This is a genomic window from Mesobacterium hydrothermale (assembly GCF_035818635.1).
GTDB classification, from domain to species: Bacteria; Pseudomonadota; Alphaproteobacteria; order Rhodobacterales; family Rhodobacteraceae; genus Mesobacterium_A; species Mesobacterium_A hydrothermale.
The window spans coordinates 35355-48361 of record NZ_JAYLLH010000017.1; the positions used below are offsets into that span (position 1 = coordinate 35355).

6 protein-coding genes are annotated in these 13007 nt (G+C 60.4%); 1 reads left to right on the forward strand and 5 read right to left on the reverse strand.

Annotated features, from left to right (window positions below; all coding sequences use genetic code 11):
• Positions 1 to 1376 precede the first annotated feature (1376 nt).
• Positions 1377 to 3959 carry a bifunctional lysylphosphatidylglycerol flippase/synthetase MprF gene (gene mprF / locus VK792_RS12490; RefSeq protein ID WP_326297841.1) on the forward strand — a complete coding sequence of 861 codons (2583 nt, stop codon included), beginning with the start codon at positions 1377 to 1379 and terminating at the stop codon, positions 3957 to 3959.
• A gap of 6 nt (positions 3960 to 3965) precedes the next feature.
• Here mprF and VK792_RS12495 read toward each other — a convergent pair whose 3' ends face one another.
• The 5 genes from VK792_RS12495 to VK792_RS12515 all read right to left on the reverse strand — a co-directional run bounded on the left by VK792_RS12495 (position 3966) and on the right by VK792_RS12515 (position 12903).
• Complete coding sequence (locus tag VK792_RS12495) at positions 3966 to 9410, reverse strand: calcium-binding protein (RefSeq protein WP_326297842.1); 5445 nt, start codon at positions 9408 to 9410, stop codon at positions 3966 to 3968.
• A gap of 982 nt (positions 9411 to 10392) precedes the next feature.
• The gene (locus VK792_RS12500; RefSeq protein ID WP_326297843.1) at positions 10393 to 11598 is read right to left on the reverse strand and encodes a multidrug effflux MFS transporter; all 1206 of its coding nucleotides are present in this window, start codon (positions 11596 to 11598) and stop codon (positions 10393 to 10395) included.
• A gap of 60 nt (positions 11599 to 11658) precedes the next feature.
• Positions 11659 to 12024 (reverse strand): potassium channel family protein, encoded by a 366-nt coding sequence (locus VK792_RS12505; RefSeq protein WP_326297844.1) that lies wholly within the window; start codon positions 12022 to 12024, stop codon positions 11659 to 11661.
• A complete protein-coding gene (locus tag VK792_RS12510) occupies positions 12021 to 12263 on the reverse strand; it encodes a hypothetical protein (RefSeq protein ID WP_326297845.1) in 243 nt (80 codons plus the stop codon). The genes VK792_RS12505 and VK792_RS12510 overlap by 4 nt, the downstream gene beginning before the upstream one ends.
• Positions 12264 to 12270: 7 nt before the next feature.
• Complete coding sequence (locus VK792_RS12515; RefSeq protein WP_326297846.1) at positions 12271 to 12903, reverse strand: DsbA family oxidoreductase; 633 nt, start codon at positions 12901 to 12903, stop codon at positions 12271 to 12273.
• Positions 12904 to 13007 lie beyond the last annotated feature (104 nt).

A 13007-nucleotide genomic window follows, 5' to 3' on the forward strand; every position in this document is an offset into this window, starting at 1 on the left:
CACAGCCCTTGGCGGCAAGAGGCCCCAGGTCGACACGATCGGCGATCTGACATGCACCGAGGTGCCACACCTAGGCATCTCCTCCGTCGCCGCGCGGATGGGACGGGAAGCGGATTGCCGACGCATCCTCGAAGCACTTCTCAGTGACGCCGTGCCCGGCCCCAATGAGGTTCGCGGTGGCCCGTCTTGCACCGGTCTATGGCTCGGGCCGGAGCAATGGCTCCTTTTGGCGCCCACCCCCCCGGAGGAGGATTTCGCCGCCGTCTTACGTGAGCGCCTCACGCCCACAGCCAGTGTAACCGAGCAATCGGGCGCTTGGAGCTGTTTCGATATTGCGGGGCCCGGCGTATTGGCGTGTCTGGCACTCCTGGCCAATATTGATTTACGCCGGTTTGGCCCCCGCAATGGCACCCGGACGCGCATCCATGGCCTCGGTTGCTATGTCCTGCGTCTGACGGATGGGAACGGCGTAACAGTGTTGGGACCAAGTGCATCTGCGGTGACGTTGCATCACGCTATACGCGCGGCGATGCTGTCCGTGACGTGCGTGACGCGTGATTGAGGGTTGGGTGTTCATTGGCAGCGCCAAAACTTGGCATGCGCGCCCGGTCAACGGTGACTTTTCGCGGGTCAGCCGTTTCATGTGCTCGTGGCACAGAGGGACGGCACGTCATGATCCAGCCTTCGATCCATGGGAAAGGGCATGGACATATACGTCGTAGACGTTTGATGCACGGTCCTGATCTGCCCCTCACACTGGTGCGTCCACGGGATAGCGTCCCACGTCCTTGAATACAGCCACCACGGCCATGTGCCTTTCCGTGGTCCCTATGGAGAATCGGACCGAAGCCGTCGTGATCGTGATATGAGGCGGCCTGGGCAACTTGGACGTGCGGCCCGTCTGCACAGAATGGCTTTCGCACCTTTCAGGCGCCAAGGGTGGAACAACGCCAATGGCCCGCTGAACGACGCGACCGACAACTCTACGCCGCAACCCGCGGCACTATGCTCTCAACCAACCGCAGAAATCGTGAGTTGCGAGCCCCCGCAACCAACGATACTTGCGATGCCTCCGCCGGTCCTGCCGCGGAGGTTTTTGCTTTTGTGGCCCCCGCGCGCCGGGATCGTCTGCTGCGCCCTCCCGCAACCAACCTAAGACAGGCCCGGCCCAAGTGGAAACACTGGTCGGGCCTGTTTGCTTCAGGTGTTTGGCCCGCAGCCCATATCGACCGTGCAAGAGGCCACCAAGCCTGCCGAGCGTTTCCCCGGATTTACAAATTCGTAAGACTGCCGGTTTTCAGTGAATTGGCGTTTCATGTGGGGCAGGGCTTGCGTATCTGCGTTGTGGACAGACGCACAAACCACAGGTGCTTGGCATGGCCAGAACGTTCCAGACAATTCGCAACGCAGCGCCGATCCTGTTGGGGACTGCGTTGTTCGGTCTGGGGTTGTCTGCGCTGTTCCACCTTCTGCGCCCGGTCAACCCGGCCGATATCGCGGCGCAGATTCGGGCTGTCCCGCCGGGGGTGTTGCTGTCGGCGCTTGGCGCGACCGCCTTTGGATATGCGGCGCTGGTGCTGTATGACTGGTACGGGCTTCGGTTCATCGGGCGCAAGCTGAGTTTCGGCGTGGTCGCCCTGGGTGGCTTTCTTGGATACGCCTTCGGCAATACCATCGGCGTAAGCGTCGTGTCCGGCGGGGCCATGCGTTACCGCATATATTCCGCGTCCGGCCTGAACGCGTTCGAAGTGGCGGCAGTTTCGGGCTACATCGCCCTGGCGCTGGGCACAGGGCTGACGCTGGTCGGGGTGGCTGCATTGGCCTTTCAGCCGGCGGCAATCGCCCCGTACCTGCCGTACTCGCCCGGATTGATTCGGACCATGGCGGCTGCAAGCGTCGCCAGTTTTGTCGCGTTGATCGTCTGGCTGTCATTCAGCCAACGCAGCCTCAGCCTGCGGGGACATGCGGTGCGGTTGCCGCCCCTGCCGGATCTGGCCGGGCAGCTTGTGGTGACCTTGATCGACGTTGCGACGGCAGCCTTTGCGCTGTGGATCCTGCTGCCCGCGGGCAAACCCGATTTTGCCAGCTTTCTGGCGATCTATGCCACGGCGACGGCGGTGGGCATCCTTAGCCATGTCCCCGGGGGGATCGGCGTGTTTGAAACCGTGGTGATCGGGGCTTTGCCTGCCTCTGTGTCGGTCGGCGATGCCGCGGCGGCGCTGCTGCTGTTCCGCCTAGTCTATTACCTTGTACCGTTCACGCTTGCCTTCCTGTTGCTGGCGATGAACGAATCCCGGCTGGCCAGTGGACTGTGGTCGCGGGCGCTGGCAGGTGCGCCGGCCATGCGTCAGGCGCTGACGACGGTGCATGGGCTGTCACCCGGACTGGTCGCCGTGGCGGCCTTTGGGCTTGGGGCGTACCTTTTGCTGGTCACGATGCTTCCCACTGTGCGCACGAATGCCATTGCCGACGGCGACCTTGTCGGTGCGTTGCTGCTGGAAGGCGGAACCATCGCGTCGGCGATTGCCGGTGTGGCGTTGTTGATTGTGTCGCACGGGCTGGCACGACGGGTTGCGTCGGCGTTCTGGTTTGCTCTTGGCGCGTTGCTGGCGGGCGCGCTGGCATCCCTGTTGAACGATTTCGGGGTCGAGAACGCCACGGTTCTGTTGTTTGGCGCGTTCACGCTGTTCCCGTTCCGCAACGCGTTCGACCGGCCCGGGCGCCTGACCGAAGGCGTTTTCGAGCCGCGCTGGTTCATGACCGTGCTTGGCGCGGCACTGGCCGCCGCGGCGTTTTTCTTCTTTGTGCATAAGGCGGTGCCGTATTCCAACGACCTGTGGTCAGAATTCTCGCGCAGTTCCAATACGCCGCGCGCGCTGCGCGCGGGGATGGCAGCCACAGCTGTCTTGTTCTTCTTTGCCGTCTACCTGCTGACACGGCCAATGCGCCGCGTCTTGCCGGTCGATGCCGATGCTGCGACGCTGGCCACCGCTGCGCAATTGTGTGCCACCGGCGATGATCCGCAAGCCTGGTTGAGCCAGACCGGCGACAAGCGGTTCCTGTTTTCGGAAAATGGCCGGGCGTTCCTGATGTACGCGGTGCGCGGCGGGTCCTGGGTGGCGCTGGGGGATCCGGTTGGCGATCCGGCGGAATTCGAGGCGCTGGTGTGTTCGTTCGCCGATTGCGCAGCACAAGCCAACGCACGCCCGGTGTTTTACGAGGTCAGCGGTCGGAACCTTGCCTTGTGGGTGGAACTGGGACTGACGCTCAACAAGATCGGAGAGGAGGCGATCATCGACCTTGCGGGGTTCAGCCTGGCCGGCGGACGGTTCAAATCCATGCGCGCGGCACTGAACAAGCGAAACCGCGATGGGTATTCCGTCGCGATCCTTCCGGCACCGCATCCTGCGGCGCGGATCGACTGTCTGCGCCAGATCTCGGACGCCTGGCTTGGCGGCAAGACAGGACGGGAGAAAGGGTTTTCAGTAGGGCGGTTCGACGCGGACTATCTGAACCATTTCGACATTGCCGTGGTGCGTAAGGACGATCGGATCGTCGCTTTTGCCAACATTCTGTCCGCAGCGGGCGGTCAGACGGTTTCTGTCGATCTGATGCGCTATCTGCCCGAGGAAGCCTCTGGCCAGATGGAGTACATGTTCCTGAGCCTGATCGAGCATTTCAAAGCCGCTGGGGCCTGCGAATTCAGTCTGGGCAACGCGCCATTATCCGGCCTGTCGGAACGCGCGGTCGCGCGGTCGTGGAACCGGTTCGGGCGGTTGATCTATCGGCACGGCGGGGCATTCTACAATTTTGAAGGTTTGCGTGCCTTCAAGCAGAAGTTTCAGCCTGAATGGCGGCCACGCTATCTGGCCTTGCCACCGAACACATCCCCCATGCTGGCGATGGGAGACGTGGCCTTGCTGATCGCCGGCAACGCACGCGGCTTGATCGCCAAGTGATCCGGGTCAGACAAACAGGTTCACATCATAGCCGGAAACCGTCGAAGCGGTGGCAAAGGCGAAGTAATCGACATCCTCGCCAATATGCGTGGTTTCCGCGTCCGCGCTGGTGTCCTCTTCAACCGACAAGGTCAGGCTGTTCATCGTTGCGCCGCTGCCGCGTGCCCAGGCCGGGTCCGCCCCGTTGAAGGTTGAGAGGCTTGCCACGAACTCTGCATCGTCCGACAGGCCCTGCGCCCATAGGGGGCCACCGCCGGTGTCGGTCACGTTCCCCACGCGGCCCGCGATCCATTCGAAATCACCGATCTGCCCCGAACCCTGTTCGATGGCGATCCAGCCCACGGTTTCCAGTGCGTGCTTCCCTGCATTTTGCGCCTCTTCTTCTTGCAGCGCCAAGCGCACGCCGTTTACAGTCGCGTCGCGTTGTCGTGTCGTGACGAAGTCTGCGCCATTGTTGGTCTGAACCTGACTTAGGACGACAGGTGCCTCATCGAAGCTTGAGGTATAGGTCACGTCTGCAAAGCCTGCCGACGTCAACAGGCTTGTTTGGAATGTATCTGCCTGCAGACGTTTGCCATCTTCCAGAACCCATGACCCAGATTCCACGACGACGAATGCCACGTCTTCGGCCGCGTGTATCCCGTCCTCGTTGCCTGGCTCCTGCAAGAAAATGGTCAACTGATTTCCCGCGACCTGAGTAATCCGAGCGGTCACAGGGGCTGCGCCATTTTCAGACATTACAAAGGCCATTGCGACCGGGTTTTCGTACGACCGCTGCAAAGTGACAGTGCTGGACGAATGCGCCAGAGACACACTGCCGGTCTCCATGACATGGCTTAGGGGCAGTGCTTCGACCACGTTGCTGCCTTCAAATGCAAAGTAGTCGATCTGCTCAGGAGCAACATGCGAAGTTTCCGCATCTGAGCTGGTGTCTTCCTCGACCGACAGGGTGATCGAGCCTGGTGTGGTCGAACTGCCTCTGGCCCAGGCTGAGTCATTTCCATTCTTGCTGGTAAGGCCGGCGACATAGTCGACCGGCCCAGAGAAAGTGCCCGGAAGGGCAATGGTATGATCGGCATGTGTCACACCGTTTGCATTGCCTGCAATCCAGTCGAACCCGCCTATACTTCCGGAACCTGCTTCAATCGCGAACCAACCGATGCTTTCGGTGGTGTGATACCCTGAGTTTCCGGCTTCCTCCTCCTCCATAGCCACGCTGAAGCTGTTTGCCGACGTGCGGTTCTGATGCGTCACGACGAAATCGACACCGTTGTAACTTTGCACCTGGCTCAGAACGACCGGGGGTGCGTCGAATGCAGTGGTAAACGCCACGTCTTCGAATCCAGAGGATGAGAGCTGGTTGCTATTGAATAGCCCGGCTTCGACAAGCGTGCCATCGGGCAGGACCCAATTGCCTGCTTCGATCACCACGTATGCCACGTCTTCCGCACCGTGGATCCCATCCTCGTTATTGGGTTCCTGCAGAAACATCGTGAGTGTATCGCTTGCAACATCAGTGATCCGCACGTTGACAGGCTGAACACCGTTTTCGGACATGACGAATGCCAGCGCGACGGGGTTTTCAAAGGCGCGTTTCAGCGCGATTTGTTGACCATTGCTGGTCAGCGTGACGGTTCCTGTCTCAAGAATGGTTTGGCGTGCGACCTGAGCCAGCGTCCGGCTGCCATCGAATGCCATAACGTTCGCCGTTTCCGCCCTGTTGTGCAGAGTTTCAGAATCGGAGCTGTCGTCTTCCTCCGCAGACAGCGAAACGCTGCTGTTGGTCGATGCAGTCCCACGCGCCCAGACGGGATCTGCCCCTCGGAAAGAGGACAGGTTTGCAATGAAATCAACCGGGCTTTCATGAGCGACTGGCGTGTTCAATGTCGTGGTCGCGTCGGTGACCCCGCCCGCCTGCCAAGCGGAGAGCTGAAACCCTGCGATGTTACTTGTCCCGGCATCCAGCGCCACCCAGCCAAGGGTTTCGGTTGCGTGTACGCCGCCATTTCCGGCTTCTTCTTCCTGCATGGTCAACTCGAACCCATCTGAGTCCGATGCGCGTTGCCGGGTGGTCACGAAATCGCTGCCGTTGAAGCTTTGCACCTGGCTGAAAACGACAGGAGTCGCACCGAATTCGGTTGCAAACGTCACGCTTTCGAAACCGGACGGGGACAGTTTGTTGCTGTTCAGCAATCCCGCTTCCAACAGGCGCCCGTCGGGCAATTCCCAACTGCCTTCTTCGACGATCATATAAGCCACGCTTTCCACACCGTGGATGCCGTCTTCGTTGTTGGGTTCCTGCAAGAACATGGTCAATTGGTCGCCAGTCACGTCAGTGATCCGGGCGTTGACCGGCTGAACCCCGTTCTCTGTCATGACAAAAGCCAGCGCCACCGGGTTGTCATAACTGCGTTGCAGCGTGACGGTCAGCGCCGCATCGGTCATCGACACCACACCGGTTTCCCCGAAACTGCGATCCGCAATTGACGCGGTTATGATTTCGTCATCGGCGAACCGGATGCGTTCGATCCCGGTCAGTTCGTCCAGCCCTTCGTCCCCGTTGGCTAGGTTCAGATCCTCGACAAAAACAGTGCCCGACGCATCGCGCGACAGGGCAAATTCATCGCGCTTGCCGGAATAGACCACCAGATCGGCATCGGACCCGCCGTTCATCGTGTCGTTGCCCGCGCCGCCGCGCAGCGTGTCGTTGCCGGCATTGCCAAGCAGCAGGTCGTTGTCGATTCCCCCATCAAGAGAATCCGCCCCCGAACCGCCGCGCAGGGAATCCTCGCCCCGCTCGCCGCGCAGGGTACTGCCGTCGTCGCTGGCGGTGATGTCGTCGTCGGCGCGGGTACCGCGAAAAACCTCGATGCCGCGGATAAACCGCGAGCCGCCGTTGCCGGACCAGACCTCTGTTTCCAGGTTGACGGTGACGGCGTGGATTCCCTCTTGCGATATGTCGAGCGTGTCGATCCCTGTGCCGCCATCAACACCGTCGATGCGGTCACCATCCCCGAAAAAGATCAGGTCGTTGTTCGCGCCGCCATAAATCGTGTCGTCCAGCGCGCTTCCGTAGAGCGTGTCGTCACCGTCGCCCCCTTCCAGCAGGTCACCCGCACCACCGGCATACAGCTCATCATCTCCGGCGTTGCCCCGCAGCGTGCTTCCATAGGTGTTGCCAACCAGCAAGTCGTTCGACTGCGTGCCGCGCACCTCTTCGATGTTGACGATCAACCGGGAACCGCCCTGTCCGGTCCAGGTCTGCGCGGTCAGATCCAGTTTGAGGCCAAACGTGGTTTCGGCGCTGGCATCCAGCGTGTCCGTGCCAGTGCCACCGTTCAGGATGTCGATCATCTGACCGTCGCTGTGCACGATCAGGTCGTTGTTCTGGTCGCCGTTGATCGTATCCAGCCCATCGCCGCCGTAAATCGTGTCGAGCCCCCAACCGCCTTGCAGGTTGTCGCCCGCACCACCCGCACGCAGGATGTCGTTGCCGTTGTTGCCCTTCAGCGTGGTGCCATAGCTGTTGCCGGTCAGGTCGTCAGCGGCGCCAGTGCCGCGCACCTCTTCGATGTCGCGGATGACCTCGGTGCCCCCCAGCCCGGTCCAGGTCTCGGCGGTCAGATCCAACGTAATGCCGTGCGTGGTTTCGGCGCTGGCATCCAGCGTATCGGTGCCGGTACCGCCATCGATACGGTCGATCAAATCACCGTCCAGATGGATGAACAGATCGTCCTGCGTTCCGCCATACAACACTGCGCGGTCACCGCCGCCCACAAGGGTGTCTTCGCCCGCATCGCCATAGAGCGTGTCGTAAGAGGTGGAATAGGTGTTGTTGTTGTCAGAGACGTACAAAAGGTCGTCGCCACCGCCGCCTTCGATCCGGTTCCAAGAGTCATTGCCGGTGATCGTGTCATTCCAGCCAGAGCCGATGACGCGTTGAACCTGGGATACCTGGTCGGTTTCCTGAACGCCGCCGGCTGTGGTCCGCACTGCAACGCCGGTTGTCAGGTTGATATCCCACCACCCGACAGGCTGACCGTTGCCCGGCCCGGAATAGCTATAGTCGACCCAGTCAAACTGTGTGCCACCGATGATCGTATCATTGCCAAAGCCGCCCGAGAGCGTGTCGTCTCCGCTGTTACCGACGATCGAGTCGTTGCCATCCCCGCCAAAAATCGAGTCCGTCCTGCTCTGGCCCAGAATGGTTTCATCAGCGGCAGAACCGGTGATCGTGGAACTGGCATCAAAGCGCGCCGCGATGACCCCTTCGGTTCCGTCCGCGACGATCACATTGTCGCGGTAGTCCAGGATCACACTATAAATATCGCCCGTATATGACTCGTAAGAGGCAAGAAGTCGTCCGTCGGTCGCCAGATCAAACTTGAAATTTTGACCAAAAGGAATCTCGAACAAACCGTCCAAGGACCCACTTTCAGCGTAGAATTGCACGAACACCTGTTGCGTCGTCGTATTGCGATACGAAATTGCAAAACCGCCGTTTTTCAGCGCGACAACATCCGGCTCGGCAAAATTGTCGGTGGCATGATTGGCAACCGTTCCGTTCAAGACAACGGTCGTCGCCGGGTTGTCGCGCACCGCATACCGGATGGCGTCGCTTGACCCGTCGTTGTCGACCCAGACGAATACATAGCCGCCCCCTTCGAGCACAGCAATTTCCGGATCAGATTCGCGATCTAAGCTGTAGGTCCCAGTCGCAGCGGTGTTCACCAGGTCGGTAACGGGGTCATATCTTCTGACCCTGATCAAAGAGTTCGTGGTCGAGGTGTAGTCCTCGAAGGCAACCGCGAAAGATCCGTCAGACAGGGCCACGGCATTCGGATCATAGGCCCCGATCACGAAATTCGACGTGTCGCCGTCCGCCCCGATGACAAGCCCGTCGGCGGCAGTTGTCAGGATATTCAGGTTGGCATCCAGCAGCTTGCCGCGAATTTCGTCTGTTGCACTGTCATCCCATTGATAGGCGACGAAAATCTGTCCGCTTGCGTTGCGTGCAATCGACGGCTGGGACACCACGGCGGATGTGGGTTCCAGTTGCACGATTGTGCTGGCGATGACCTGGCTCGAAGAATCCCGATGTTCGACAACGATGCGTTTGCCAGGGGCGGTGCCATCCTCTGCGACGTAGGCGATATAGAAACCACCATCGTCATCCGCAACAAGCGACGCAGAGTTCATGTTGTAATAGCCAGACTGAACCGTCGATATGCTGCTGGGATAGACCCCAATGTTGCTTTGGATTGGCCCGTAGACGTATCCCAAAACACTTTCATCGGTCGCGCCAAGTGCGGAAGCATTATAGTCGGTAATCGCAACGATATATTTGCCGTTTGACAGCCCCAGAATGCTGTGATCGTACTGCGCAGACCCGTATGATGTTGAACCCGTCGCCTGCTGAATTTCTCCCCCAAGGGTAAGGTGCGTCGGCATCTCGCCATCTCCTTCAATCTGCGTGCCCCACGACGCCTGTCGCATGACAAAATCTGGTATTTTCAAAAACGCCATGATCGCGCCACCGCAAGGGAGTCACGGTCTAGTTAATCCCGTTCAGGATATTTGATCGATATCGACAAACAACCTTTTTTTGCCACAATTCAGAGGAGATGCGCCCGCTCGGCAACCTGACGTGGGGGAAGGTGCTACAGGTCGGATCGCGCCGCCGCAGTCGGATTTCGCTTGGCGCCGGACATCGGCGATGGCGTCAGTCTGGCCCATTTGCGCGGCGGTTTGGCGCGATGCCCCGCAAGATCAACGCCGCCGAACAAGTGTTCGACCTGCCTGGAGGTGATGCACAGACTGTCTGATGATGAGGGTGAGCGCCCCGAAGCCGCAGCAGGCAAAGTGCCGCGCCGGCGTCGAACCCGATCGGGACAAAGGGGGTCGGGTTCCTGGAGCGATCCGCGCCACTTGCAGATTGTTTGCAGTTCGGAAACAAACCGATTTTTGGTCCAGGCAAGTCCGGAAGTACCTGGTCTGCCGACGTGCGGTGATCGGCGTACTGCACCAGAATGGTGCCCTGCAAAGAAAAGCCAGAAATCAAAAGTATTTTAAAATTTCAGGGCGTTAGCCCCTGACTGGTTCAGTCCAGTGAAACCGGTGATTCGCTGTTGTTGCCGCCAAAAACCGCCAGATCCAAAGCTGCAACCGCTGCCATGCCGATGAGGAAGATCATTACCTTATTCCTTCTCAATTCGGCCCCCACGAACTTGATAGGAAAAAGGCGGAAATGTGGCAAGCAAAAGACGCGCTTTTGCCGTATTTGGCAGGCTTTGCCTTATTTTCGTCCCGGTCACTAATAAAAAGCCGATTCTTCGGAAACATTGTCGCTTTTTTCGAAACGCTTCAAGCAAAACTTGCCCAGATTCGCGATTCGAATCTGGGCGCGAACCGGGCAATTGGGGCAGCGAGTGCCTTAATTGGGCTGGGGCTCGACCTTGCGAAGGTACAGCATGAACCCAAGTGCAAGGACCGCTTCGACCAGCACACCGGCATAAAGCGGCAGTGGCGTGCCATCAAAGGCCAGGCCCACCGGCACGGCAAGCACCACCGCGACGACCGTCGCAACCGCACCAATCACGCTGGCCGCCATCCCCGCGATATGGCCCATCGGCTCCATCGCGATGGCGTTGATGTTGCCGATGGTCATCCCCGCCTGGAAAAACAACGCGGTCTGCCAGACCACAAAGGCGGCAAAGGCCGCGGTGCCGCTGATCCCCGACAACCACAGCAACACCATCCCCCCCGACAGTCCGACCTGAACCGCCAGCGTGACCGTCACCAGGAACCGCATGCCCAACCGCACCACCAATGCCGCATTCAGAAAGCTGGCGGTTCCGGCAATGATGGCGATTCCGCCAAACCACATGGGAAAGCTGTCGGCGCGGCCAAAACTGATGTCAAACACCTGTTGCGTGGTCGAGATGATGGTGAACAGCATCGCGAAACACAGCGATTGTACCAGGATCGAAATGCGGACAACGCGATGGGCGAACAGCTCTGCCACGGCCGCGCGCAAGGCAGACAGCCGGAACGGGCGTCGGTTTTCAGGCGCCAGCGTTTCCGGCAGCCGCAGCGACATCCAGATCGCGATGATCAGGGCGAAAATGACAAAGGCCACGAAAACGCCGCGCCAACCGGCCACGGTGATGATCCCCGCGCCGATGGTCGGGGCCATGGCGGGCACAAGGGTAAACACCATCATCACAAAGGACATGATCCGCGCCATCCCGCGTCCGGCGTAAAGATCGCGGATGATCGCCAGCGCCACAACGCGCGGGCCCGCTGCCCCCAATCCCTGCACCAACCGCGCAACCAGCAGCATTTCAAGCGACTGGGCAAACGCCGCCGCCGCCGCCGCAAGGCAATACAGCAACACACCGCCCAGAATCACCGGTTTGCGCCCGAACGTATCCGACAGCGGCCCCGTGAACAGCGTGCCCACGCCCATACCAAGGATAAAAACTGTGACCACCAGTTGTGTGCGGTTCAGCGCCCCGGGCGTCAGGGTTGCCCCGATTTCCGGGAACGCCGGCAACATGGCATCGGTCGAAAAGGCGATGGTGGCGAACATCATCGCGACCAATGCGATGAATTCGACCCGGGACATGCGCTGAGACATCTGGCCGCTCCTAGGGGAATGCCAAGGGCCTATCCCGCCGATGATCCGGGCACAAGCGCCTCAGGGCGCTTTGGGCGAATCTTCCGGAGCGTCATCCTCGTTCGCGGGCGGTTCGGGGTTGGCCAGCATTGCCATCAGGCTGTCGACATGTTCCTCGCGCTTGCGCATGGCAAAGGCGCCGAACTGCTGGACGGCGGCCACGAACACCCCAAGCCCCAGAAAGATAAAGATGGTGGTGCCGATCTTGCCGGCAGCTGTCGCGGGAACAAGGTTGCCGTAACCCACGGTGGACAGGGTCACGACGGTAAAGAAATAGCTGTCCAGGTGGCTCCAGCCCTCGACCCAGGCGAAATACAACGTCCCGCTCAAGATGATCAGCACCAGCGTCGCAACCAACGTCAGCGCCCGCAACCAGGTCTTCGTCATGTACGTGCCAGCCCCATGCTGTTCCGGGTGGCCAACAGCCAGCCCAAGGCGATCCTCACCAGAAGTTCCCGCGTGCGTACCGGGTACAGCACAAAATTCAACACCCCGAGACTATGGCGCGCCATCGGCGTCACCAGGTGGAAATCGTTGTCCTCGCACGGTTCGACCCGGACCGCCGGGCCCGCCACGGCAAGGCCACGGGCGGCCAGCAGGTCTCTCGGTGGCAGGGGTGTGGGCATCTTCGGTTCAGGCCTGCTCTGCCAGTTCGTCCAGAACCTTCAGCCACAGCGCGGTCGGCTGGGCGCCGGGCACCGCGTGCTGCCCCGCCACGATGACCGTCGGCACGCTGGTCACCCCCATGCCGCGCGCTGCCGCGTCGCGATCGACAATCTCTCGCACGTCGGCGTCAGAGCGCAGCAGGCGCTGGATCATCGCCGCGTCCAACCCGGCACTGTCCGCGATATCGGCCAACACCTCGGCGTCACCGATGTTGCGGCCGTCCTTGAAATAGGCACGATAGAGCATCGAGACCACGGCGGTCTGCCGCCCCTCGATGCCGGCCCAGTGAATCAGGCGATGGGCGTCCAGCGTATTGGGCGTGACCGAGATCTGGTCCAGGTTTATGTCCAACCCGGCCTCCTTGGCCTTTTCGATCACCGGAAGGTAGGCCTCGACCGCGCCTTTCTGACCGCCGAACTTGGTCTCCAGATAGCTGCGCCGATCCATGCCGTCTTTCGGCATGTCGGGATTCAACTGGAACGGATGCCACGCCAGGATGAACGGATGATCCGGCCGCTGCTCCAGCGCACGATCAAGAAAGGCCTTGCCGATATAGCACCAGGGGCAAATCGGGTCTGCAAGTATGTCGAGTTTGACCATGTCGGGATCCTTCGGGTTTGATGCGGTGTATCAGGTCACCGCGGGTTTGAGAACACGGCAGCGACGGACGTGTCCGGTACGCGCCCGCGGCCTCACCATCTTGC

Excerpts from the sequence above, each read along its gene's own strand:
- VK792_RS12495 (WP_326297842.1), bottom strand. The coding sequence starts at position 9,410 with ATGCCGACGCACCTTACCCTTGGGGGAGAAATTCAGCAGGCGACGGGT.
- mprF (WP_326297841.1), top strand. The coding sequence starts at position 1,377 with ATGGCCAGAACGTTCCAGACAATTCGCAACGCAGCGCCGATCCTGTTG.
- VK792_RS12515 (WP_326297846.1), bottom strand. The coding sequence starts at position 12,903 with ATGGTCAAACTCGACATACTTGCAGACCCGATTTGCCCCTGGTGCTAT.
- VK792_RS12510 (WP_326297845.1), bottom strand. The coding sequence starts at position 12,263 with ATGCCCACACCCCTGCCACCGAGAGACCTGCTGGCCGCCCGTGGCCTT.
- VK792_RS12500 (WP_326297843.1), bottom strand. The coding sequence starts at position 11,598 with ATGTCTCAGCGCATGTCCCGGGTCGAATTCATCGCATTGGTCGCGATG.
- VK792_RS12505 (WP_326297844.1), bottom strand. The coding sequence starts at position 12,024 with ATGACGAAGACCTGGTTGCGGGCGCTGACGTTGGTTGCGACGCTGGTG.